Raw genomic sequence first — 24112 nt, forward strand, 5'->3', positions numbered from 1 at the left:
CCTTTTTTAAAATTTCGAAAAAAAAGACGTTCCGTCAAAACAGAACGTCTGAACACCCTTAATTTAAATGATGACTAAACCGTGGTAATCGGAATCGATGTGCGCGTGGTTGTGGCGCTTGGAACCAACAAATATCAATCGCCACACCTAATACTAATAAACATAATGCTAAGCCCATAATATGATGTAAACCAGTGTGAAGAATCATCCGCATCGTTGGCAACAACGCTGTCGGTAAGTTCTTAGCACTGTTGGCATCACTTAACTTATTCATCATCGTTAACGTGACTTGGCCGTTCGTCTGACCGATCCCCGCAGTTAACGCATGATTCAAGACGATACTATAAATCGAAGCCATAAACGTTTGCCCGAGCATTCGCACTAACAAACTAAATGACGTCGCAATTGGGACATCGCGATGAGCGGCCTGTTGCTGGACACTGACTTGTAAGACCGTAAAACAAATCCCAATCCCGGCCCCTTGCAAGCCACCAGCCACTAAGAGTAACCAGTAATTGGTTTGCACACCAGCTAACGCTAAGACCCCACAGGCCAACAACATACCGACAAAACCAATCATGACTACTGTTCGAGTCGACCATTTGCGTTCCAATCGTGAACTCCATTGAGCCCCCATAAAGTTAGTAATTGATCCTGGAATCTGAGTCACACCCCCGATAACAGCGGTCGTTCCCAGTAAGCCTTGCGCCCACATTGGCACGTAGACATTGAATCCAACAAAGAAACCATAAATCAAAAAGAACATTCCAAAGGCGGCAACCAAATAACGATTCTTGAACAAACGTAACGGCACAATTGGATCGGCCGCTGTTCGTTCAACCCGCACAAGTGCGGCTAATAAAACTACTGATAAGACCAGAATTAATCCCACCGCGAGACCAGATAGCTTTCCAATCATTTCAATTGCGACTAATAAACTAACTAAGCCACCGGCTAATAAACCCGCGCCCCAATAATCAACTTTAGCCGTAGTCGCCGTGACTTTTGGCGCACGATACAATAGTTGAATAATCGCCATTGAGGCTAAGCCAATTGGAATATTAATATAAAAAACCCAATGCCAACCGAAATTATCAACGATAAAGCCCCCTACTAGCGGTCCGATAATTGCCGCCGTACTGAAACTAGCCGTGACATAGCCGAAAACCTTGCCCCGTTTAATCGGGTCCTTGTAAATCTCGGCATAAATAATATATGGAATTGCGGTCATCCCGCCACTTCCGATTCCCATAATCGTCCGAGCGATAATTAAGAAGATAATGTTCGGTGCTAACCCTTCCAACAAGGCACCTAACACAAAGATACTAGTTGAGATCTGGTAGGCCCGTTTATTGCCAATCCGTTCACCTAATTTGCTCCATAACGGTGTCGTCACCGCCCCTCCTAATAAGAACACGGCAACAATCCAGCCCATCAGTTGAAGACCGTGTAGATCACTAATAATCGCCGGTAAAGCGGTGCTAATAATCGTACTATCTAAGCCGTTCATGGCATTCGACAGTAGTAACGCTAGTGTGACAATCATCACGACTCGTTTTGACACTTCGAAACCCCTCTCGTTTATTAAAAAAATAATTGCAAAATAAGTAAATCCTATCCTTTAAGATTACACTATTTTCAGAAAGAACACGAGGGGTTACAGAAAAAGAATGACACGTTTCGGCATAAAAAAAAGGCCGTGACCGCCGTCATGGCCCTTTATTCGGTGATTAGGCCGACGCAGATTGTGCGTCTTGCCAATCAGGTTTCATTAAGTTGTAGGCCATCACATGAATCGTTTGACCATCAGGCTGGGTCTTCGCTTTCAACACGCCCATATCATGCATCCCCATCTTCGCCATCACTCGACCGGAATTAGGATTAGCATCCGCATAGTGCGCTTGTAACTCATCAAATCCTAACGTTTCAAAGCCATATTGCATCAATGCCAAACCAGCTTCGGCGACATAACCATGGCCCCAAGCCGCTGGTGCCAAGGCATAGGTTAAAATCCCCGTCGTCCCATCTTCGTGAAACTCATAAAAACCGACTAACTCATGGGTTTGTCGATTTTCCAATGCAAAAGTCGTGTCGGTATCGGCTAAAAAGTGCGTCTGAAAACTGTCGTCAAACGCTGCGGGTGTTGTTAGCACGCGGTAACGTAAATACGCCACGACTTGTGGATCTAACAACATCGCTTGTAAGGCATCATGATCGGCTGCGTTAAACGGTCGTAATACGAGCCGTTCAGTTAAAAATTCTGGCACTACGCTCATCTCCAAATTTACTGTTAATTGTTTCAGTATAGTAATTTTCAGTAAATTTTCAATGATTTAGTTCTAGCCACCAATGGTTGTGTGAAAAAGCTCACCTAAGGCAAACGTGATTATCGTTGTCAGTAGCCCCACTGCGATATTGCGCAAAATCGTGCGTCTCGTTGATAAGGTTTGCGAGCGTGAGCTGACAACCCCATTCATGCCTAACGCAATCACCATCGCAATTAGCGTGCCTAAGACTTTATACGGATTAGGAACCAACGTCATCGCTAATAGTGGAATTAAAGCGCCTGTAATAAAAGATAAAAATGAGGTTGCCGCTGCATGCCAGGGATTCAAATAATGCCCAACTTTAAGTTGATACGTGTCAGCGACTTTTTCGTCAACTTGAGCTTGCACATTAACATTCGCCATCAATTCATCGGCCACTGTTACGGCTGTCTTCAAACTCAATCCACGTTTTTGATAACTGGTAATCAATTGTTGACGTGACATTGCTGGCGTCTTCGCCGTATCCTGCAGGACCTTTTTGACGGTATTGCGTTGAATATCATGCTGAGCACTCACCGAAATATATTCCCCACCAGCCATTGAACAGGCTCCGGCTAACATGCCGGCCACGCCAGAAACCAATAAGTAAGAACTAGAAAAACTTGCTCCCATCGCACCTAACACAATGCCTGATACTGAGATAATCCCATCGTTAGCGCCTAGAATGCCCGCGCGAATAATGTTCAACCGATCTGCTAACAAGGTATGCTTAAAGACGGTTCGTAACGTAAAATCCATATCCATTCACTCCCTACCAACCATTAATCCGCACCTTAACGCCATGCTTTTCAATCATTTTTTTGTAATCCACTAAATCCTCAGCTTGTAACTGTTTCACGTCTTTTAGTGCATATTCACGGCCTAAATCTTGATATTTTTTCAAGCCAAATTGATGAAATGGCAGTAATTCCACTTCGGGTACGCCTAATTTTACAAAGAGTTCACCAAAATGATCCGCATCAGCCAACGTATAATTAAAGCCTGGAATAACTGGAATCCGGACCATCATCGTTTTATGCGCCTGAACTGCGGTGGCTAGATTTTTCAAAATCACCGTATTATCAGCACCAGTCCCAGCCCGGTGTTGATTGCGATCCCACTGTTTACAGTCATAATACATAAAGTCCATATAGCTCATGAATTCCTTGAACAATTTGGGGGTGGTGTAACCCGTCGTCTCACAGGCCAAATGAATACCGGCCGCTTTTACCGCTTTGGCGAGCTCAATCGCAAATGGTGCTTGAAATAAAACTTCACCACCAGAAAAAGTCACCCCACCACCGGATTCTTCGTAAAAATCTCGATCCTGCAAAATAACCTGCATGATTTCATCGACTGTCATATAGTCGCCAACAATTGTTTCTTTAGCCGTTTGTTCGTCGTGCATTGATTCTTGTAATCCCGATTGCGATTCTGGATTCGAACACCATTGGCAACGTAGCGGACAACCCTTAAAAAACACCACGGTTCGAATACCTGGACCATCATTAATACTAAATTTTTGAATATTGAAGACTAACCCTTTTAAGGGCGTCGTCGTGGCAGTTGCGGTCGCCATTATTAATCACTCCTTTAGTTGCTTTTGCCATTATCCTAACGCAAATAATATCAAACGTAAATAGTTTTAATTTCGAAAGAAAGTTATTCGGTTATCGTTTTAATGAACAAGCATGCTATAATAATGCCGACAGGATGGTGACACGAATGAATACTCGTAATGAACAACTACTGCAAATTGTTAACCAGCGAAAAAAAATCGAGGTCAATGAATTGGCCGCCTTACTACACGTTTCGAAAGTAACGATTCGTAAGGATTTAACGTTGCTAGAAGACCAAGGTTTACTACAGCGGCAACACGGCTTTGCGATGATCAACAATCCGAATGATTTAAAGTTTCGTTTAGCACAAAACTATGATACGAAACGCCAGATTGCTAAAGTGGCCGCCGCTAATGTTCAGGATAACGAAACGATCATGATTGAATCAGGCTCAACTTGCGCGTTAATGGCCGCCGAATTGGCCCAGGCTGGTAAACGGGTCACCATTATCACCATTTCTTTTTTTATCGCCAATTACGTGCGCGATTACCCCAATATTAGCGTTAACGTCCTAGGTGGCGAGTATCAATCTGATTCACAAGTCGCCGTGGGGCCGTTAACTAAAGCGATGTTGGCTAATTTTCACACCAACAAATTATTTTTAGGAACGGATGGTTTCGACACGCAATTTGGCTTCTACAGTAACGACATCATGCGCGCCGATACCGTGCAAGCGATGGTTGAAAATGCAGAACAGACGATTATCTTAACTGATTCTCGCAAGTTCCAGTCCAAGAGTACGGTGCGCCAGTTGGCATTCAACCAAGTAGATACCGTCATTACTGATCCCAAAATTCCAACTAACGTTCAGGATTTATTACAGCAAAATCGAATTAACGTGACCTTGGCCTAGTTCTGCTAAATGAGTCACCTACGCCAGCCAGCGATTCTGCTGGCTGTGGGGACCGGTTCCAGCCAAAAAACGGGCTTCCACCTCGCTTTTAAGCCTAGCAAAAACCGCTAGTCTCAAAAGACGTCCACATCGTAAAGTCCGGAAAAGCCATCCGGACTAACGATGTTTTCACGGCCGGCGCCATCACTGGCTGACTCCGGTTAGTTTGCTATGTCAATTTAGTGGTCGCTATTATAACCGAGAGTGAGTCCACATTGAGCCCAGCCGTAGGAGGCTTTTAGCGATTTATCGCTTAGAGCCTGGCGTTTTTGAAACACGGTTTTAGTGGTTCAAAACGATGGTTCAGACCGCTCTTTGGCTGAACCGGTCCGCCCACCGCGTTCCGGCTCAAGGTGGGCGAACGGTATGTGGCAAGTCAGTCTTTTTTTAATCGGTAAAAGCCCATCATATTGATAATTATTGCCAAAAAGTAACTTTTATAGTTAGTCTTATAAAAACTGGTATCAAATTGCACATTCGTGCAGTCTGATACCAGTTTTTATTAACCATGACTTTCCTTTTGAAAACGCTTGACCCACGTTAACGACATGTTATGATAGTTACGTAAGAAAGATAAAATGGTTTCGAACAACAAAAAGGAGTGTCCATAATGACCACAGCCCTTACTCAAAATAAAACCAATATGACTCATTTCGGCAAGCTAACCCCAATGATGGATCGCTTCCGCGATAGTATTATTGATGCCAAACCTTACGTTGACCCCGAACGGGCCATTTTAACCACTGAAACTTATCAACAACATCAAGATGAACAAGTCGACATTTTGCGCGCTAAGATGCTAGAAAATGTACTCGATAAGATGACCATCTTCATTGAAGACGACACGTTATTAGTTGGGAACCAAGCCCGCCAAAATCGTTGGGCCCCCGTTTTTCCCGAATACTCGATGAACTGGGTGATTGATGAACTCGATACCTTTGAGAAGCGCCCTGGCGATGTCTTCTATATTACTGAAGAATCCAAACAAGAATTGCGTGACATTGCGCCATTTTGGCAACATAACACCCTCGAAGATCGTGGTTACCGCTCGTTCCCCGAAGCTAGCCGGATCTTCTACGATCTAGGTATTATTGGCGCTGATGGAAATATCACATCCGGTGATGGCCACATCGCAGTCGATTACCAAAATGTCGTCACCAAAGGCTTAAAGTGGTACGAAGATCGCATTAAAGTGGCCCTCGCTGACCTTGATTTAACTGATTTTGAAAATCAAAAGAAGTATTACTTCTACAAGGCTGGACTAATCTCAATCGAAGCCATTCACCACTTTGCACAACGTTACGCCGACTTGGCTGCCAAAAAAGCCGCAACTACCACGGACCCAACGCGCAAAGCACAACTAACCAAGCTGTCTCAGATTTTAACTAAGGTACCTTATGAAGCAGCCGATACGTTCTACGAAGCCATCCAAGCTGTTTGGTTGGTTCATTTGACCCTACAAATTGAATCCAATGGGCATTCAGTTTCTTACGGTCGTTTAGATCAATATCTAGATCCATTTTATGAACATGACTTAGCAACCGGGGAAATCACGGCTGATCAAGCCACTGAGCTACTCACAAATCTCTGCCTCAAGACATTAACCATTAATAAGGTTCGTTCATGGCAACATACTGAATTTTCTGCTGGGAGTCCGCTTTATCAAAATATTACGATTGGTGGGCAAACCCCTGACGGCAAAGACGCCGTTAATCCGATGTCTTACTTGATTTTACGGGCCATTGCCCAAGCACATCTGCCACAACCAAACTTAACTGTCCGTTACCATAAAGGGCTAAGTGATGACTTTATGCGTGAATGTATCGAAGTCATTAAACAAGGCCTCGGTATGCCGGCGTTCAACAACGACGAAGTCATTATTCCATCCTTCATTCGCCGTGGTGTTAAAAAGGAAGATGCTTACAATTACAGTGCTATCGGCTGTGTCGAAACTGCGATCCCTGGTAAATGGGGCTACCGGTGCACTGGGATGAGTTTCATTAACTTCCCACGCGTCTTACTAATTGTGATGAACGGTGGGATCGATCCTGAATCCGGCAAACGGTTATTACCCGACTACGGTAAATTCACCGACATGACTAGTTATCAGCAATTAATGGCGGCTTGGGATAAAGCCTTACGTGAAATGACGCGGCAAAGTGTCATTATCGAAAACAGCTGTGACCTTGCTTTGGAACAAAATTATCCAGACATCTTGTGTTCTGTTTTAACCGATGACTGTATCGGTCGTGGCAAAACGATCAAAGAAGGCGGTGCTGTTTACGACTTTATCAGTGGGTTACAAGTCGGTATTGCCAACTTGGCAGATTCTTTAGCGGCCGTTAAGAAGTTGGTCTTTGAAGAACATCGCTTAACGACTCAACAATTATGGGATGCCTTACAATCTGACTTTGCTGGTGAAGATGGTGAAGCTATTCGGCAAATGCTGATCGATGACGCGCCGAAATACGGCAATGACGATGACTATGTTGATAACTTGATCGTCGAGGCTTATCAACCTTATATTGATGAAATCGCAAAGTACAAGAATACTCGTTACGGTCGCGGTCCGATTGGTGGCTTACGCTATGCTGGGACTTCATCCATTTCCGCTAACGTTGGTCAAGGCCACAGTACCTTAGCCACACCAGATGGCCGCCATGCGCGAACACCGCTAGCAGAAGGTTGTTCCCCAGAACATGCCATGGATGCGGATGGCCCAACCGCCGTCTTCAAATCCGTTTCCAAGTTACACACAGAAGATATCACCGGTGGCGTTTTGCTCAACCAAAAGATGTCACCACAAATTCTTCGTAATGACGAAAGTTGTATGAAACTAGTTGCCCTACTGCGGACCTTCTTCAACCGTCTGCACGGCTACCACGTGCAATATAACATCGTGTCACGAGACACTTTGGTCGATGCCCAGAATCATCCCGAAAAACACCGTGATTTAATTGTCCGTGTGGCTGGTTATTCGGCCTTCTTCGTGGGCTTATCGAAAGAAACCCAAGACGACATTATCGAACGAACTGAACAATCGCTTTAACGTAAAAAGCATCACCGAAAATTTTCGGTGATGCTTTTTTTAATAACCCATCGCTTGTTTAACCGTTTGTTCGGTAGCCTCATCCGTCAGTAACCCTAACATCTTAAAAGCCACCAAAGCAGCTGTTTGTGGGCAATAAGAGGTAATCACGTTAGCGTCAAAAACAACCGGTTCATTAACCACATTGACACCGAATTTGGCTAATTCTTTTTGGCGATAACCACGGCGTAAATGATAAGTCGTTGCTTGTTTCCCAGTTAAAACGCCACTCTTACCAACCGGCAAGGCGCCGACACAAATGGTCGCAATTAATTTATCCGCTGCATGGAAAGCCCGAATTAACGCTAAGAAAGCATCGCTGTATGCCGTCTCATAAAACCCGTACTCTTCAAAACCACCCGGAATTGCTAAGGCGTCATAATCATCAACAGTTATATCCGTGATCAGTTTATCGACAGTAACATCAACGTCGAATGTACTCCGCACCACCGGGGTAAACCCGGCCGTCGTCACGTGAATATCTACATCATAATCATTTCGAGCCCAACCGCAAACGTCGACGAACGGACTAAATTCCATTGTTTCAAATCCTTGATTCAAAAACAGTAACACTTGTGCCATTTTATGCCGCCACCTTCATCTAGATTGTTGCCTAGCTTAGCATAAGTCGTTGCCAAAATGAAAGACTCTACTGACCACTTAATCAAAAGTTTTAAACTTAATGGTGATAGGGATAAGTATGTTTGGTGGTCGTTTCATACTCACGTAAATCATCAATCAGACCAGCCGCATTAAAATGAATTTTTGAGAGGCCATCAAACTGGGTGATTTCCGTTGTTTTCGCGGTAAATGACCACTCGACAAAAACCGTATTGTCGGTGGCTGCCCACATCGTCGTAATTGGCCAAGCAGTTACCGTCTGCACCGTTAGTTGATGTGCAATCCAAGCCTGAATCTCAGTTAAGGACAAGTAAGCCGGGCCATAGCATTCCTGGTAATAACAATCTGGGGCGATAATTGTCGGTAAGTCGCTAAAATCACGGTTTAGCCACATCTTGAAGTATTGTTTAATTTTTGTTTGACGTTGTAAAAACACTGGGTCATTTAAATCGATCATCATTTTCCAGTTCCCTTCGTCATTAACTTATCCTTTTGATCATACGATTTAGTAAGCGCTTTATCAATAGTGATAATAAGTTTCGACACTAACCTTTCGAAGGCCCATCATCTCATGTTAACCGTTACTAACATGTATAATCTAGAAAAGATGTTTACTATAACCTAGGGGGTGTTCATCATGACTCGCGAGCAACTCGTCAAACATGTTTTTGGACTCAAACCGCAAGCACCCATCACCACTTCACAATGGCAAATCATTGGTCGTATCAGCACTATCGCTTTTTGTTTATGTATTACGGTTTTATTAATTGAGCCGTTTATCATCATCATTTGGACGGTATTCGCCGCTGATGATGAAGCGATCCTAGTTATCTTTGGCATTAACTTTATTTTTGTCATTTTTGGCCTTGATACTTACATTTCCTTGGCTAGTCGCCGAGCACACTTGATCGATGACACCATTCTTGTCCCTGATCTCAAATCAGCCTATTCACAACTTATTTGGAAAACACTCAAATTCACTGTGGTTGGGACATTTATTTTTGACTTACTGACCGGTCTTACTTCGTTTGATCACCTAACACTTGTCCAAGAGCTGGCAAAACCTGATAATCTAATCGATGCGCTTGAACATAGCCTTATACTTAATATTGTGTTTGGCATTTCTGAGGCCAGACGGATTCGCAAACAACATTGACAACGAAAAAAGACCGCCATCGCAGTCTTTTTTTATCAATTATATGAATTCAGTCCTTCAACAATGCCACGAAGAATATCCATCACCATGGGGATCGTCAAAGCCGCCAGCCAAATAACACCCCAAAAGACCGCCTTGTTTGATAGTGATTTATTCAACGTCTCCCATTTAATCGTACAAACTAATCCAATAAACCCAATCAGTTCCGCCAAGGCGATCCAATCACCAACATGTGCGATTGACACATGTAATAACGTCAACACAATCAACGCACCTAAGCCAACACTGATCCCAATTGTCACTAATTTCCCCACTGGACTGAAAAAGTGGTCATTGCTTTTCAAATGATCCATTAATGCCGCATCCCCCTTAATTAACTCATCCAAACTAATCCCAAATAATTCGCTAATCGCCACCACATTCGCAAAACTTGGTAGTGCCGTCCCGTTCTCCCATTTTGAAATGGACTGCCGCGATAAATGTAACGCTTCGGCTAATTTAGCCTGTGACAATTGACGAGCTTTGCGTTGTTCCCGTAATCGTTCACCAATCTCCATACTGTATTCCTCCGATATTCGTATGCTTTATCAAAGCTAAAGATCAGCCATGATATCCCCGATTAAAACCTTCAATCATCGCTTTAATAGCAGTCGCAATCATGTTACTAGCCGCGGGGGCTGCCAACGTGCCTAAACAAATTGCACCCCAAATGACTGCCTTTCTAGATAATGATTTATTTAACTGTTCCCAATTAAGTGTGCACAACAACCCGATAAACCCAACGACCGCAATCAGGCCTAACCAGCCACTAACCTGGATCATCGAAATATGCAGCCATGCAAAAACAATCAAAATACCAACACAAATGGCGATCCCCATGATGACTAACTTGCTAATTGGTCGAATAAATTCTTCATGCTTCAAATGATCCATCAGCGCTTCATCCCCCTTAATTAACTCATCCAAACTAATCCCAAACAACTCACTAATCGCCACCACATTTGCAAAACTCGGTAACGCCGTCCCGTTCTCCCATTTTGAAATAGACTGCCGCGACAAATGTAACGCTTCGGCTAATTTAGCTTGTGACAATTGACGTGTCTTGCGTTGTTCTCGTAACCGCTCACCAATCTCCATGTTGCATCCCCTCCGATAATTTCAGCTTACGAATTTTGATAAAAAAACGCAAGCAATTCTGGGGAACTGTTTGGTTGCCCCCTTGGTATCATTGACTTTGCTGGTCCTAATGAATTGACATAAAAAAGGTCACCGCTGCAATTAAATTGTTCAACATATGCAAGCCGATATCATATCGTAAGTCATCAAACGCCAAATAAGTCATGGCAAAAGCAATCCCCATCGCGATATATGGAATAACCGTGAGACTAAACAACGACGCATGCAAACTTCCAAAGATTAACGCTGAAATTAAAATACCGATCACACCAGTTTGCCAGCTGCTGATGGTCGGTAAAAAGCGCCGAAAGAAAATCCCTCTAAATAATAGCTCTTCACAAATCGGTGCCCCAACCACTGCCATCAACGTCATCCCAACTGGTGCGTTACGCATCAATTGTTCTAGGGTCGCTTGATTATCCGATGTTCCCGTAGGAATTGCCTGACCCACCGCTACAATGGCGACCATGATGACCATAAAGATCACCGGATGCTGTGGTTTTGAAAAATACCGTTTAACTGGTGGCCATTTTTGATAATATTGCCAGATAAACCACGCGGCTATCGCTAAAGTCAACACTCCGACAATCGTCAAAATAATTTGAACCGTCAAACTAGGCTGCTTGATCATACCTAAAACAACAATTGGTGCTTGACCGAAACTATAAACAATCGTGAACCACAATAAAGCAAAAATACCTGGCCATCGCTTTAAAACCCGTTTTAATCTTGCCATCAACTTTTCCTCATTCCCTTAATATCCCCAAATTTTCATATCAGTTATAACTGTTGCCAACATTCCGAACAACTGTGGCACTAAGAACGTCCCCAATAATAGGCTTCCCCAAACAATCGCCGCTTTTGAGAAGGCCCGATTAACTTGACGCCATTTTAAAGCCACGCCTAACCCAATCGCACTAATCAATCCCAAGCTACTTGTGAGTGCGGCCGCATCAATTCTAAAGACCAATAGTCCAATGAAGACAAGTATCGCACCACCCAATCCCCACCACCAAATTGTGGCGACCGGACTTAATTCACGATCTTCTAAATGGGCCATCAACTGTTCATCTGGACGAATCAACTCATCGAGACTTAATCCAAACAAATCACTCAAAGCCACAATATTCGCAAAGCTCGGCAATGCAGTGCCATTTTCCCACTTTGAAATCGATTGCCGCGATAAATGTAATCGATCCCCTAATGCTGCTTGTGACCATTGTTTTAATTTTCGTTGTTGTTGAATCCGTTGCCCGATTTCCATCTGCTCATCCCCTCGTACTTTCAGCATACTAAAAGACGGCTAATTAGCAAGTCAATTAGCCGCACCTTCTAGTTGCACCCTTGGTACTATTGACTTTGTGACAACTGAACTAAATAAAAAATAACAGGACCGATATGAGATTATTCAACATATGCAGCACGATGCTGCTCCGCAAATCAGCAGTAATCAGATAAGTACTCGCTAAAATCACCCCTGCCAGGACGTAACTCCAACTACGCCAAATTAATAGTGAGCCATGTAAGCTGCCAAAGATTAGTGCCGAAATTAGAACCCCAACTAAACCAGTTTGCCATCGACTCACAACTGGTAATAGTCGTCGAAAAAAGATTCCTCTAAAAATGAATTCTTCAAGCATTGGCCCTAAAACGACAACGATAATTGCCATCCCGGGTGCCCAATACAGCAATCGATTAATGACCAGTTGGTTATGCGGCATTTCTCCCCATGGCAACCAGGCTTGACCAACCATCAAAGCGGCCCCACCAAACCACCACACTTTAACATGTTTCGGCGTCTTAAAGAATCGTCGAATTGGCGGCCATTTGCGATAGTACCACCAGGCAATCGCAATAACACCGACTGTTAACAAGACACTTAATGCTGTTAAAGCAATCTGCAAAGTTAAGTTAGTCGTTTTTAACCACGCCAAGAAAAACATTGGCCCTGCTGCTAAACTATCTAAGACAAATAACCACACCATCATCACACCACCACGCCATCGACTTAAAATTCGCTTTAATCTGCTCATCATTAGCCCCCCCCCTTTTTTTAGCTTAATTATAACGAGCTGCTAGCCAATCCAATGGTCAGTGAGGCTTAACTAATTATTGACCTAACAAAGCCCATTCCTAGTGATTTGCTAAATTTTCGCCAAGCCAGACGTTCTCTTAGACTAATCATGATAAGATAAGCTCATTGTATTAATTGATAAACTTATTTTGGGGTGGGGAACTTTTTGAAGAATAAACTATTATCAGGGACTTTTTGGATGTCATTCGGCAGTATCTTTTCACGAGTACTTGGCGTGGTCTACTTAATTCCGTGGTTGATGATGCTCGGCTCGCAACAACATCAATTATCTGCACAGGCCATGTTTAACGCGGCTTACACCCCCTATGCCCTCTTTTTATCACTCGGGACATCCGGTTTTCCAACCGCTATTTCACGTAAAATTGCCGGTTATAATGCCCAAAATCGTTATTTAGATAGCCAACGTCTATTCAAAGCTGGCTTATTGTTCATGAGTATTTCCGGGTTTATTTGTGGTGGCTTGCTCTTTGGCTTTGCCCCAATGATTGCCAGCGGATCTCCTGTGACCTCCGTCCAAGCGACCACCACCGTGATTCGTTTTCTTACACCAGCCTTATTTATCTTGCCCGTCATGAGCATTATTCGTGGTTATTTTCAAGGCAATCAAGATATGAAACCCTTTGGCATCTCACAATTAATTGAACAATTCATCCGCGTGATTGGTATTTTAGGCGCTACTTATGTTAGTTACAGGCTACTGGGTCGCTCTTTAACCGTGGCCGTTAGCCTGAGCACATTTGCGACTTTCTTTGGTGCCATCGCCAGCTTAGTTTATCTTGGCTGGTACTACTATCAACGCCGGACTCAATATCAAGCTCAACTAAGTCACAGTGTCCCCGCCGCCCAACTAGATTTAAAAGCAGATTTCATCACGATTCTCAAAGAAGCATTACCCTTCGTATTCGTTGGTGCTGGAATCACACTATCTCAACTCATTGATCAATTTACATTCAAACAAATCATGTTACACGTCACTACTGAGTCAGCCACCACGATTCAAAATTTATTTACGTTATTCGCTGCTAATCCGAATAAGATTACGACCGTGATTATCTCGTTAGCTTTAGCGGTCTCTGAAACGACTTTACCAATTTTAGCTGGCGTTCAACATGACCGAACTAAAGTCACTGAAGTTATCGTAAACAATTTTAAGATGCTCTTTGGGCTAATCGCACCGATGATCATTATCTTGGCATTATTGGCGCCACAAATTAACACCGTCTTCTTTGGTTTTGATGTTCAAGGCGGCCAACTAATGCGCTGGGCAATTGTGGTTAGTTTGCCGTTAGCTATTTTTACTGATGTCTTCACGTTGATCCAAGCGCTTGGTCAACATCGCCGCGCCGTCACCTTGTTAGTGGTTGGCTTAGCCTTGAAAGGACTCACTCAAGTTCCACTAGTCTACTTGTTCCATGCCAATGGCGCCCTACTTTCGACATTTATCGCTTTTACCACAATTAGTATTGCCGGAGTCGTTTACTTACTTCGGACCAGTGACATTACGCTAAAAGTCAAGCACTCCGATGTGACCACAATGTTTGCTGTTGTCGGTCAATTTCTCATCGTGGCACTAATTGTCTATGGCTTAGGTGATCGCTTATTCCCCGTTAGTGATCGCGTCCTAGCATTTATTTTCGCGGCCATCGAAGGTAGTCTCATGCTCGGTATCTTTGGCCTATTGGGCTCATTCTATAGTTTGCCAAGTATGGCCTTGAATTTAAAAATTGGGCGCCAGTATCGACAATATAAACACTTTCGTTAGTTCACTCCACTTAGTGATAAAACATTAAAGTGTGATGATGCACCTTACCTTTACGTATCAAGTATAATAACAATGTTGCCTACCCCACATTTGCAACAGGGGGAGGTGGAATCACATGCTGCTCCATTTCTATTATCCATTGATGGTTGGTCTGATTGTTTCGTTGTCCGTTTATTGGTTAGACCATCATGAAGAATGATGACAGGCAACGTCTAACCCACCCGTTCTCTACATAGAGCGTAAAAAAAATCCCTCAACTACTACCGATAGTTGGGGGATTTGGTGTATCACATGTTATGCCATTTCTACGTCTATATTATAACAACCTCTCTATCTAATTGAAAGTCATTGAATTCAAATGACTTTCATTCAGATAAACCTAGGCCAAACCTAAACGCTTTTTATATTTCCAGATAATTATAGCCGAAACGTGCGCCAAAAGACTGCTCCCTCCGTTTAGCTACGGCAGACGAACGATTGAAAATGCACAATCATTCATCTGCCTAGGCTATACTCGGTAGCAACCCGTCTTTTGTCCCACTCTGATCCTAGACACCCAAGGTTAACCGCGCTGCCCGTGACATCCGGGCAATCGACCAGGCTGGTTCCCAGACCAAATTAATTTCAACATCTTTAACCTCAGGTAACGCCGTCAACGCATCGGTAATCCCATTAGCCAAGACATCAGTCAGTGGACACCCCATCATCGTTAACGTCATCGTGACCACACAATGGCCTTGATCATCATTAGTCACATCATAAATCAAGCCTAAGCTCACAATATCGACACCCAGTTCGGGATCAATCACGTCTTGTAAAGCCGCAATCCCGGTCTCTTTAAATGTTGCCATTCAGTTTCCTCCTAACCAATTGAGCCTTCCATTTCAAAACTAATCAACCGATTCAATTCAACCGCATATTCCATCGGCAATTGTTTGGTGAAAGGTTCGACAAACCCCATGATAATCATTTCGGTCGCTTTTTGTTCAGAAATTCCCCGACTCATCAAATAGTAAAGTTGAGCTTCTGACACTTTAGAAACCTTCGCTTCATGTTCCATCGACACATTACCGTTCAAAATTTCATTATATGGAATCGTATCACTAGACGACTGGTCATCCATAATAATCGTGTCACATTCCACATGGGCAAACGACCCATCAGAATGACGACCAAACCGGACCGTCCCTCGATAATCAACGGCCCCGCCATCTTTAGCAATCGACTTAGAGACAATTGACGACGTGGTGTTTTTGGCATTATGAATCATTCGCGCCCCATTATCTTGATCGACGTTATGACCAGCGACCGCGATTGACAACATCGTCCCATGGGCGCCCTGACCATTTAAATAAACGGATGGATATTTCATGGTGATTTTAGAACCTAAATTACCATCGACCCATTCCATCGTCGCATTTTCCAGCGCTTGAGCTCGTTTGGTTTCCAGACTATAGACATTATTGGACCAGTTTTGAATCGTCGTGTAGCGACACGTCGCATTCGCTAACACATTGACCTCAACCACGGCGGCATGCAAACTATCCGAATCATAGTTTGGTGCGGTACAACCTTCCACGTAATTCACGCTGGCACCTTCATCAACAATAATCAGGGTGCGTTCAAATTGCCCCGTATTTTCCGCATTGATCCGAAAATACGCTTGAATCGGGGTCGTCACTTTAACCCCCTTGGGCACATAAATGAACGACCCGCCTGACCATACCGCCGCATTTAACGCGGCATACTTATTGGCCGCTGGTTCAACCAATTTGCCAAACCATTTTTTAAAGAGTTCGGGATATTTTTGCAACGCCGTATCAGTATCGGTAAAAATAATCCCCGTTTTATCAAACGTTTCACGCATACGATGATAAACGACTTCTGATTCATATTGCGCACTCGATCCTGCTAAGTACTTCCGTTCAGCTTCTGGAACACCTAATCGATCAAAAGTTTCCTTAATCTTAGGTGGGACATCTTCCCAATTCCGATATTTTTTATCGGTGGCTTTTTGAAAATACTTCATATGCGCCATATCAAGGCCCGACAAATCTGGACCAAATTTTGGCATTGGTAATTTTTGATAAATGTCATAGGCTTTTAAGCGATAATCGAGCATCCATTGGGGTTCATGTTTGGCCGCCGAAATCTGCCGTACAACTGCTTCGGTTAAACCCTCCCCCGTCGAATAAACCGGGGTGACATCATCGTGGAACCCATATTCATAATTCTGGTTATCGCTAACCACTTGTTCAACTTTTTGACCCATTATCGGTTCCTCCAATCTCTGCTAAACATTGTTCAGCGGCATGCCACGCTAACATCGCACAGCGAATTCGGGTTGGAAACTCAGCCACAGTCCCTAATACTGCGGCATCGCCTAACTGATGTTTAGCTGCTGTTGTTAGGCTTTTTCCCATAATCAACTGTGAAAAATCATGAATCAACTGTTGAGCCTGCGTCATCGTTTGCTGGCTTAACACATCGGTCATCACGCTCGCCGAAGCTTGTGAGATCGTACACCCCGTCCCGCTAAACGCAATCCGATTAATTTGTTGATGCTGCACCTCAATTTGGACTTGAATCACATCGCCACAACTCGGATTATTCAGGGTTACGCCTGGTACTTCCGCCAATTGACCGTGATGATGCGGGTGTTGGGCATGATCTAAAATGACCGTTTTATATAACTCGTTTAATTTCAATAAGCTCATCCTTGGAAGAACTCCTTTACTGCCGCTAATGTTGTCAGCAACCGATCGATTTCGGCCGACGTATTGTAAAACATCAGGCTCGCTCGCACGGTTGACTCAACGTTTAGCACTTGCATTAATGGTTGGGCACAGTGATGACCGGCCCGGACTTCAATACCGTCCATATCTAATCCGGTCGCGACATCATGGGGGTGAACACCGGCCACATTAAATGCCACCACCGGGCCATGAAAATTAGCATCAAGCGGACCATAAACAGTCACACCATCCATCGCTGCTAAGCCAGTTAAAAGTTGCATTGTCAGTGTCTTTTCTTGAGTCTGAATCGCGGACCAACCGACTTGTTGCAAGTAAGTGATCGCTGCTCCTAAACCAATGACACCACTAATATTAGGTGTACCGGCTTCAAAACGTTGCGGGATGGCCGCAAACGTAGTCGTTTGCCAATCAACGTTATCAATCATTTCACCACCGAATTGCGCAGGCGTCAGTTGTTCTAATAAAGCTAACTTGCCATAAAGCACACCGACACCAGTTGGGCCCAGCATTTTGTGACCAGAAAACGCATAAAAGTCTACATCCATTGCCTGCACATCAACGGATTGATGGGCAACCGCTTGGGCACCATCGACCATGATCACTGCCCTGTGTTGATGCGCTAAAGCTGCCAGTTGTTTAATCGGATTAGTGACGCCCAAGACGTTAGACGTTTGCGCCACCGCCACCAATTTTGTTTTTGCAGTAATTTTTTGATTCGCATCGGCCATATCCAACTGACCATCTGGTAGCAGCTGAATATAACGTAACTTGGCGTGTTTTCGCTGAGCCAATTGCTGCCATGGCACCAAGTTACTGTGATGTTCCATTGCCGTTAAGACAATCTCATCACCCGCTTCAATAAACTGTTCACCATAAGTTTGGGCGACCCAGTTCAAGCTTTCCGTTGTAGATCGCGTGAAAAAGACCGATTCCCGTTGTGGCGCATGAATAAACGTGGCGACTTGATCACGCACGGCTTCGTACTGATCCGTTGCTTGTGCCGCTAGCGTATAGACACCACGATGAACGTTGGCATTGCTCGTTGTGTAGTAGGCAGTAATGGCATCAATCACGGCTTGTGGTTTTTGCGACGTCGCCGCACTATCTAGATAAGTTAAGGGCTCACCATTAATCGTTGTCTGCAAGATCGGGAAATCAGCCCGATAATCCTTAATCATTTTGCCCATCCGTTAAACGCCTCTCAATCACATCGTTCAATTCTTGTCGTAATCGTTGCGACCGTAATTCCGTAATAACCCCCGCTAAGAAGCCACGGATGACCAGACGTTCTGCAACTGGTTTGGGAATTCCCCGACTCAGTAGATAATACATTTGTTGTTCATCGACACGGCCAACACTCGCCGCATGGCCAGCCTCCACATCATTTTCATCAATCAGTAGAATCGGATTCGCGTCGCCTCGGGCCTTAGTCGACAACATGAGCAAGCGATTTTCTTGATTGGCTTTGGCGCCATGCGCGCCTTTGATAATATGTCCGATCCCATTAAAGATCAACGTCGCCGCATCTAAAATAATGCCCCGTTGCACGATATTAGCGACCGTTTGCTTCCCATAATTGGTCACGCGCGTATCCAATGCCTGAGTCTGCTTTTGATTGGCAATCGCAATCGTTTTGACCATTGCTTCTGATCCACGACCCTTTAGTTCAGAATCAAAGTCGGCGATGACGTTACCCGCATTCATTTCAGCGAATTCCCAATCTAGCTTCGCGTCAGCGGCTAAATACCCCCGACGATTCAAGTAAGCTGTCGTTTGTGCTGACATCGTATCAATCCCAGCAAAATTCACTTGGCTATTAGCTTCGGCCATCACTTCGACTAGCACATGCGCTGTGTTCGCTTGATCACCAACTGAAGCCAACCGTTGAATCACGTTGACTTGGCTGCCACTATCCGCAATCAACAAGTTATGACTGAAATAATTCTGTGTCGTCCGATTATCGACAATTTGTAGTAACTCAATTGGCGCTTCTAATTGGACGTTTTTAGGCACATATAAAAAGAACCCGTTCGTCATCATCGCCGTATTCAATGACGTTAATTTGTCATCACCAACATGCAGCGCTTTTTGCATCAGATACTTTTGAACTAAATCACCATGATGTGTAATCGCTGACCGTAAATCAGACAAGATCACCCCTTGGCGCAAGGCTGCCATTGGCAAGGTCAATTGAATCGTACTATCACCAACTGCGTAAAATTGTTGCGTTGCCGCCTGTTTAGCTAGTTCTCCCGTGACTGGTTCACTTTCAAGCACGCTTGGCACTGAAAAATCAAACAACGGCCAATCTCGATAATTGATCTTTTCAAATTTTGGTAACGGTAAATTAAAATAAGCTTGTAACGCTTGTTGCCGTAGCTGTTGTAGCCAGTCTGGTTCATGTTGTGTCTGGCTATATTGTTGAACGCCCGTTAGTAACATTTGGTTATCCACTTTAGTCACCCCACTAGTCCACATCGTCATCGGTCAACGGCACATCTAAGCCAAGTTCATCACGCAAGCCGGCATAACCTTCCGCTTCCAACGTATGGGCTAACTGAGCATCACCCGTTTTGACAATTCGGCCATCCATCATCACATGGACAAAGTCCGGGACAATATAGTTCAATAAACGCTGATAATGCGTGATCATTAATGTCCCAAAATCAGGGCTCTTCATCGCATTTACCCCTTTAGCAACAACTTGAAGGGCATCAATATCTAACCCAGAATCGATTTCATCTAAAATGGCAAATTTTGGTTGAATCATTAATAATTGCAAGATTTCATTGCGCTTCTTTTCACCGCCGGAAAAGCCTTCATTCAAGTAACGTTCGGCCATTGAATCTGACATATTCAAGACGGCCAATTTTTCATCCAATCGATCCAAAAAATCGGTTACCGGAATCTGGTCATCAGTTGCTCGGCGCGCATTAATCGCGGCACGTAAGAATTCAATGTTCGTGACCCCTTTGATTTCAGCGGGGTATTGCATCGCTAAAAATAGCCCGGCACGAGCCCGTTCGTCAACTGTCTTTTTAACCAAATTTTCACCATCGAGTAAGATTTGTCCACTGATGATGTGGTACGCTGGGTTCCCCATAATCGTTTCAGATAAAGTAGATTTACCAGTCCCATTAGGCCCCATGATGGCATGGGTTTCCCCGGTCTTTAAGGTTAAATTGACCCCTTTTAAAATCAAACGTTCTTGTTCATTTTCAGTAACGGTTACCTTTAAATCTTTAATCTCTAAAGTCGACATCGTTGATTCCTCATTTCTCACTGGCTGCATGAATTGTTGTTTCTAGTATACGTTATGAAACGCGTTTCAGGGCAATCAGTTGTGAGCAACTAGCAGTCAAAATATCCCACCATTTGCCTGTTTACACTGGATCGCCAGTTAACGCCAAAAAGGTGATGGTTGCGTCTTACTTTCAACCATCACCACTTGATTATTCAAGACCACTAACAATGGCCGTAATTTTTTGATCGGTAAAAAACTGATGAATATTGTCAACTTCCGTTGGTGTTAATAACGGTGTGTATTTCATCGTATAGTTACGTTTTAGATACTCATATTTCTGACTACCATACTGATGGAACGGTAAAATATGAATCTCATGAATGCCAACCTCATGCACGTAATCCGCAATCTGTTGAAGATTTTCCGGTTTTGTCGTATAGCCTGGAATTAATGGGACCCGCGGCGTCACTTGCGCTGTTGGGGTCGCGAGAGCCGCTTCAAAACTAGCTTTGACCTGCCCAACATCATCGCCAATCACGCGCTTAGCAAGGATCGGATTCATAATTTTCAAATCAAACATCACATAATCGGTGTACGGTAAAACTTTTTTGATGGCTTTAAGGGGCATGGCCCCCGTCGTTTCAATCGCTGTATTGATCCCCAAGGCTTTCACTTCACGCAACAAAGTCGCCGCAAAATCATATTGTACAAGACACTCACCACCAGACAAGGTGACGCCACCACCAGAGGTACGATAAAAAACCTCATCCTTTTCGATCTCGTCTAGAATTTCATCAACAGTAGCCCAATAACTAATGGTTTCCGTCTTGCCATTTTTCGTCCACGTCATTGGGCGGACGGCCCCTTGCGACTCTGGATTACTACACCAAGGGCAGCGCAACGGACAGCCTTGAAAAAAGACAATAGTGCGAATTCCCGGCCCATCGTGAATGGAATAGCGTTGAATATTAAAAATTAAGCCTTTATCAGCTGGCATCATCCAATCCTCCTATAACACATGTTCCGCACGACGAATAATATCATCTTGAATTCGCTTGTTTAAATCAACAAAGAAGGCACTGTACCCAGCAACTCGAACGACTAATCCGGCATAGTTTTCCGGATGTTGTTGGGCATCGATCAATGTTTCACGCGATTGCACATTAAATTGAACATGCCGAATTTTGAGTTGCGTAAACGCCATTAAGAAATCGGCAAATTTTCGAATCCCATTATCACCCTTTAATGTATTTGGTGAGAATTTGACATTCAATAAACTCCCATTAACGGCCAGCGTGTTATCAATCTTGCTGACGGATTTTAATACCGCGGTTGGACCTAAGTGATCACGACCGACCATTGGTGACAAGCCACCATCAGCCAACTGGTCATGAGCATGGCGGCCATCCGGTGTCGCCCCGACATCTTCACCCAATGGAATATGAGCTGAAACGGTGTAAGCACCGGCGTTAAATTCACCGCCACGAATGTTTTTATATTTACCAAGTTCTAAAGCATAGTGCCGGAAAATCTTCGCACATTCCATATCAAGTTCAGCGTTATCGTTGCCATACTTGTCAAAATCATGAATCAAATGTTGCCGTAACTTTTCACCGTTATCCCCAGCAAAATCAGCATTCAGCTGATCAACTAAGGCTTTAAAGCTCATTTCATGATTTTCAAAGACCAGTTTTTTTACGGCGTATAATGAATCGGCTAAGTTCGGTTCACCAATGCCTTGGACCCCTGAAAAATTATAACGCGCCCCACCTGCCGTTACATCTTGTCCGTTATCAATACAATCCGCCACTAATGACGAGAGAAATGGAATGGGCGCAAACTCGCGGTGTCCTAAGTCTACAATGTCAGAGCCCGCTGTCACAATCTTGACGTAATCATCGATTTTATCCAAAATATGTTGTCGTAATTGGTCATAGGTTACTGCCGGCTCATCACGTAAATCCTGCATCGCTAATTCCATAATCCGCATTAAATTGAATAACGCGATATCATGCAAGCCATAGGTTTTCCCGGGAATCGTCGTTTCGACACAGCCGACAACTGCATAGTCACGCGCATCATCGAGTGAAACACCTTTGCTTAAAAAGCCTGGCACACAGACTTCATCGTTAAACAACATCGGAATTCCAGTCCCTAGACGGATGGTTTCGCACGTTTTATTCAAGAAACGTCGTGGAATTTGTTCATTGATACGGACTGACAAATTCGGTTGTGGCAGTTGAATTTCTTGATAAAGGTCTAACATTTTATTTGATAACTCATTAACTGCATATTGCCCATACTTATCCAGGCCGCCTAACGCGACCGTATACCCAGTTGGAAAGCCAGCAAAGCACTTGGCACTTTCAGCACTCCGCAACAAGACCACATCATCCGTTTTAAGATAGAAATCACCTAAGACTTCCCACGTAAAGTCAGCTGGTACCCCTGCTTGCTGTGAGGCTTGATAAAACGGATATAAATATTGATCCATCCGTCCTAATGATAAGGAAGACGCATTCGATTCATATTGGCCCACAATACTGGTCATCCACAAAAGTTGTAGGGCTTCGTAAAATGACTGTGGTTTAGCCGTGGTCAACCGATGATTCATCGCGGCCATTTCGGTTAATTCGATCCGGCGATAAGTTGGTAAACTCTCATCAGCAGCCATCGTTTGCGCTAAGGTCGCATAACGATCAAAATGGCGTTGCATCGCTTTGAAAACAATTAAGGCCGCCGTATAAAAATCATTATCTGGATGAGCGGCTTGTTTAGCCGTTAACGTGGTAACATAAGTTCCAACGCCCCGTTGCAAGATCGCCGGGAAGTCCATAATGATATGGCCTTGCCCCTTATCGGTTTGATTCAACTTAATCACCAAATCATCTTCAGCCGCTTTGACTTCCGGCGTAATTTTGGCATTAATAAAATCTTTCATCGATTGACCAGACCAATATGGCAATAAATTTTCACGATAGTACTGGCGATCGGCAGTAGTAAATTCGAATTGATCTTGTGGACGCGTACCAATCGTATCGATTTCTTGCATAATCCAATAGGGGTCCATTTCAGGTGATAAGATGCCACTACGCGGGCGCACGGTTCGATTACCACAAAGTAATTCTTCCGGTCGAATACTAATCTCAACATGATCCATAATATAAGCCGTAGCTTTTGCCCGACGAATAATCGTTGGTTGACCAACAGTTTGCTGATAACTAGCCGTATATAACTTGGCACGTTCCAACGAAATTTGTCGTTTTTGTTTAAATAGATTTTGTTTCATGACTTCTAATTTAGAAGTCGGCCGTGCCGTTTCAAAGGCTGGTCGCGTACTCATTGTGGTTGTCATTAATAAAAACCCCTCTCGTTGATCTCAAACTCATTATAAGAG

The 24112-nt window shown here is 43.9% G+C and carries 23 protein-coding genes; 4 read left to right on the forward strand and 19 right to left on the reverse strand.

Annotated features, from left to right (window positions below):
• Positions 1-58 precede the first annotated feature (58 nt).
• From FFM84_RS13820 to FFM84_RS13835, 4 genes are all read right to left on the reverse strand, one after another.
• Entirely contained in the window at positions 59-1564 is a 1506-nt protein-coding gene (locus tag FFM84_RS13820) for an MFS transporter (RefSeq protein ID WP_130845866.1), read from the reverse strand.
• A 166-nt stretch (positions 1565-1730) separates the two neighbouring features.
• The gene (locus FFM84_RS13825; protein ID WP_130845867.1) at positions 1731-2267 is read right to left on the reverse strand and encodes a GNAT family N-acetyltransferase; all 537 of its coding nucleotides are present in this window, start codon (positions 2265-2267) and stop codon (positions 1731-1733) included.
• A gap of 72 nt (positions 2268-2339) precedes the next feature.
• Positions 2340-3065, reverse strand: a complete 726-nt coding sequence (locus FFM84_RS13830) for a VIT1/CCC1 transporter family protein (protein ID WP_165450329.1) — start codon at positions 3063-3065, stop codon at positions 2340-2342.
• Between the two features lie 13 nt (positions 3066-3078).
• Complete coding sequence (locus FFM84_RS13835; protein ID WP_130845869.1) at positions 3079-3885, reverse strand: glycyl-radical enzyme activating protein; 807 nt, start codon at positions 3883-3885, stop codon at positions 3079-3081.
• A gap of 146 nt (positions 3886-4031) precedes the next feature.
• Here FFM84_RS13835 and FFM84_RS13840 point away from each other — a divergent pair, with 146 nt between their 5' ends.
• The gene (locus FFM84_RS13840) at positions 4032-4778 is read left to right on the forward strand and encodes a DeoR/GlpR family DNA-binding transcription regulator (protein WP_130845870.1); all 747 of its coding nucleotides are present in this window, start codon (positions 4032-4034) and stop codon (positions 4776-4778) included.
• 649 nt (positions 4779-5427) lie between these two features.
• Entirely contained in the window at positions 5428-7866 is a 2439-nt protein-coding gene (locus FFM84_RS13845) for a glycyl radical protein (RefSeq protein ID WP_130845871.1), read from the forward strand.
• Between the two features lie 39 nt (positions 7867-7905).
• On the opposite strand, the gene FFM84_RS13850 is transcribed toward FFM84_RS13845, so the two are convergent.
• Both FFM84_RS13850 and FFM84_RS13855 read right to left on the reverse strand, forming a co-directional pair.
• On the reverse strand, positions 7906-8487 hold the full coding sequence (locus FFM84_RS13850) for a DJ-1/PfpI family protein (protein ID WP_130845872.1): 582 nt from the start codon (positions 8485-8487) through the stop codon (positions 7906-7908).
• Between the two features lie 97 nt (positions 8488-8584).
• A complete protein-coding gene (locus FFM84_RS13855) occupies positions 8585-8986 on the reverse strand; it encodes a nuclear transport factor 2 family protein (RefSeq protein ID WP_225424697.1) in 402 nt (133 codons plus the stop codon).
• Positions 8987-9163: 177 nt separating this feature from the next.
• Here FFM84_RS13855 and FFM84_RS13860 point away from each other — a divergent pair, with 177 nt between their 5' ends.
• Positions 9164-9682 (forward strand): DUF3278 domain-containing protein, encoded by a 519-nt coding sequence (locus FFM84_RS13860; protein ID WP_130845873.1) that lies wholly within the window; start codon positions 9164-9166, stop codon positions 9680-9682.
• A gap of 35 nt (positions 9683-9717) precedes the next feature.
• On the opposite strand, the gene FFM84_RS13865 is transcribed toward FFM84_RS13860, so the two are convergent.
• The 5 genes from FFM84_RS13865 to FFM84_RS13885 form a co-directional block, all read right to left on the reverse strand.
• Entirely contained in the window at positions 9718-10239 is a 522-nt protein-coding gene (locus FFM84_RS13865; RefSeq protein WP_130845874.1) for a helix-turn-helix domain-containing protein, read from the reverse strand.
• 43 nt (positions 10240-10282) lie between these two features.
• Positions 10283-10819 (reverse strand): helix-turn-helix domain-containing protein, encoded by a 537-nt coding sequence (locus tag FFM84_RS13870; RefSeq protein ID WP_130845875.1) that lies wholly within the window; start codon positions 10817-10819, stop codon positions 10283-10285.
• Between the two features lie 106 nt (positions 10820-10925).
• Positions 10926-11594, reverse strand: a complete 669-nt coding sequence (locus tag FFM84_RS13875) for a CPBP family intramembrane glutamic endopeptidase (protein WP_130845876.1) — start codon at positions 11592-11594, stop codon at positions 10926-10928.
• An 18-nt stretch (positions 11595-11612) separates the two neighbouring features.
• Positions 11613-12122, reverse strand: a complete 510-nt coding sequence (locus tag FFM84_RS13880; protein ID WP_165450000.1) for a helix-turn-helix domain-containing protein — start codon at positions 12120-12122, stop codon at positions 11613-11615.
• 109 nt (positions 12123-12231) lie between these two features.
• Positions 12232-12891, reverse strand: a complete 660-nt coding sequence (locus tag FFM84_RS13885; protein WP_170179873.1) for a CPBP family intramembrane glutamic endopeptidase — start codon at positions 12889-12891, stop codon at positions 12232-12234.
• Positions 12892-13098: 207 nt separating this feature from the next.
• Between FFM84_RS13885 and FFM84_RS13890 the strand changes: the two genes are divergently transcribed.
• Entirely contained in the window at positions 13099-14715 is a 1617-nt protein-coding gene (locus FFM84_RS13890; protein WP_130845879.1) for a putative polysaccharide biosynthesis protein, read from the forward strand.
• A 548-nt stretch (positions 14716-15263) separates the two neighbouring features.
• Here the strand turns inward: FFM84_RS13890 and FFM84_RS13895 are convergent.
• From FFM84_RS13895 to FFM84_RS13930, 8 genes are all read right to left on the reverse strand, one after another.
• On the reverse strand, positions 15264-15566 hold the full coding sequence (locus FFM84_RS13895) for a metal-sulfur cluster assembly factor (protein WP_130845880.1): 303 nt from the start codon (positions 15564-15566) through the stop codon (positions 15264-15266).
• An 11-nt stretch (positions 15567-15577) separates the two neighbouring features.
• Positions 15578-16987, reverse strand: a complete 1410-nt coding sequence (sufB, locus tag FFM84_RS13900) for a Fe-S cluster assembly protein SufB (RefSeq protein ID WP_130845881.1) — start codon at positions 16985-16987, stop codon at positions 15578-15580.
• Positions 16971-17432, reverse strand: coding sequence for a Fe-S cluster assembly sulfur transfer protein SufU (gene sufU, locus FFM84_RS13905; RefSeq protein ID WP_130845882.1), 462 nt, complete (start codon positions 17430-17432; stop codon positions 16971-16973). The genes sufB and sufU overlap by 17 nt, the downstream gene beginning before the upstream one ends.
• Positions 17429-18658 (reverse strand): aminotransferase class V-fold PLP-dependent enzyme, encoded by a 1230-nt coding sequence (locus FFM84_RS13910; protein WP_130845883.1) that lies wholly within the window; start codon positions 18656-18658, stop codon positions 17429-17431. Before FFM84_RS13910 ends, sufU begins: the two co-directional genes overlap by 4 nt.
• Positions 18642-19955 carry a Fe-S cluster assembly protein SufD gene (gene sufD, locus FFM84_RS13915; RefSeq protein WP_225425322.1) on the reverse strand — a complete coding sequence of 438 codons (1314 nt, stop codon included), beginning with the start codon at positions 19953-19955 and terminating at the stop codon, positions 18642-18644. The genes FFM84_RS13910 and sufD overlap by 17 nt, the downstream gene beginning before the upstream one ends.
• Positions 19939-20733, reverse strand: coding sequence for a Fe-S cluster assembly ATPase SufC (gene sufC, locus FFM84_RS13920; RefSeq protein WP_130845884.1), 795 nt, complete (start codon positions 20731-20733; stop codon positions 19939-19941). Before sufC ends, sufD begins: the two co-directional genes overlap by 17 nt.
• Before the next feature lie 190 nt (positions 20734-20923).
• On the reverse strand, positions 20924-21712 hold the full coding sequence (locus tag FFM84_RS13925) for a radical SAM protein (protein WP_130845885.1): 789 nt from the start codon (positions 21710-21712) through the stop codon (positions 20924-20926).
• Between the two features lie 12 nt (positions 21713-21724).
• Positions 21725-24070, reverse strand: coding sequence for a formate C-acetyltransferase (locus FFM84_RS13930; protein ID WP_130845886.1), 2346 nt, complete (start codon positions 24068-24070; stop codon positions 21725-21727).
• Between the last annotated feature and the right edge of the window lie 42 nt (positions 24071-24112).

The sequence above is a fragment of the Lactiplantibacillus mudanjiangensis genome, from assembly GCF_005405385.1.
Classification (GTDB): domain Bacteria; phylum Bacillota; class Bacilli; order Lactobacillales; family Lactobacillaceae; genus Lactiplantibacillus; species Lactiplantibacillus mudanjiangensis.

What these genes read in the sequence shown, in the direction of transcription:
- FFM84_RS13830 (WP_165450329.1), bottom strand. Translation starts at nt 3,065, where the DNA reads ATGGATTTTACGTTACGAACCGTCTTTAAGCATACCTTGTTAGCAGAT.
- FFM84_RS13835 (WP_130845869.1), bottom strand. Translation starts at nt 3,885, where the DNA reads ATGGCGACCGCAACTGCCACGACGACGCCCTTAAAAGGGTTAGTCTTC.
- FFM84_RS13840 (WP_130845870.1), top strand. Translation starts at nt 4,032, where the DNA reads ATGAATACTCGTAATGAACAACTACTGCAAATTGTTAACCAGCGAAAA.
- FFM84_RS13845 (WP_130845871.1), top strand. Translation starts at nt 5,428, where the DNA reads ATGACCACAGCCCTTACTCAAAATAAAACCAATATGACTCATTTCGGC.
- FFM84_RS13850 (WP_130845872.1), bottom strand. Translation starts at nt 8,487, where the DNA reads ATGGCACAAGTGTTACTGTTTTTGAATCAAGGATTTGAAACAATGGAA.
- FFM84_RS13855 (WP_225424697.1), bottom strand. Translation starts at nt 8,986, where the DNA reads ATGATGATCGATTTAAATGACCCAGTGTTTTTACAACGTCAAACAAAA.
- FFM84_RS13860 (WP_130845873.1), top strand. Translation starts at nt 9,164, where the DNA reads ATGACTCGCGAGCAACTCGTCAAACATGTTTTTGGACTCAAACCGCAA.
- FFM84_RS13865 (WP_130845874.1), bottom strand. Translation starts at nt 10,239, where the DNA reads ATGGAGATTGGTGAACGATTACGGGAACAACGCAAAGCTCGTCAATTG.
- FFM84_RS13870 (WP_130845875.1), bottom strand. Translation starts at nt 10,819, where the DNA reads ATGGAGATTGGTGAGCGGTTACGAGAACAACGCAAGACACGTCAATTG.
- FFM84_RS13875 (WP_130845876.1), bottom strand. Translation starts at nt 11,594, where the DNA reads ATGGCAAGATTAAAACGGGTTTTAAAGCGATGGCCAGGTATTTTTGCT.
- FFM84_RS13880 (WP_165450000.1), bottom strand. Translation starts at nt 12,122, where the DNA reads ATGGAAATCGGGCAACGGATTCAACAACAACGAAAATTAAAACAATGG.
- FFM84_RS13885 (WP_170179873.1), bottom strand. Translation starts at nt 12,891, where the DNA reads ATGAGCAGATTAAAGCGAATTTTAAGTCGATGGCGTGGTGGTGTGATG.
- FFM84_RS13895 (WP_130845880.1), bottom strand. Translation starts at nt 15,566, where the DNA reads ATGGCAACATTTAAAGAGACCGGGATTGCGGCTTTACAAGACGTGATT.
- sufB (WP_130845881.1), bottom strand. Translation starts at nt 16,987, where the DNA reads ATGGGTCAAAAAGTTGAACAAGTGGTTAGCGATAACCAGAATTATGAA.
- sufU (WP_130845882.1), bottom strand. Translation starts at nt 17,432, where the DNA reads ATGAGCTTATTGAAATTAAACGAGTTATATAAAACGGTCATTTTAGAT.
- FFM84_RS13910 (WP_130845883.1), bottom strand. Translation starts at nt 18,658, where the DNA reads ATGGGCAAAATGATTAAGGATTATCGGGCTGATTTCCCGATCTTGCAG.
- sufD (WP_225425322.1), bottom strand. Translation starts at nt 19,955, where the DNA reads ATGACGATGTGGACTAGTGGGGTGACTAAAGTGGATAACCAAATGTTA.
- sufC (WP_130845884.1), bottom strand. Translation starts at nt 20,733, where the DNA reads ATGTCGACTTTAGAGATTAAAGATTTAAAGGTAACCGTTACTGAAAAT.
- FFM84_RS13925 (WP_130845885.1), bottom strand. Translation starts at nt 21,712, where the DNA reads ATGCCAGCTGATAAAGGCTTAATTTTTAATATTCAACGCTATTCCATT.
- FFM84_RS13930 (WP_130845886.1), bottom strand. Translation starts at nt 24,070, where the DNA reads ATGACAACCACAATGAGTACGCGACCAGCCTTTGAAACGGCACGGCCG.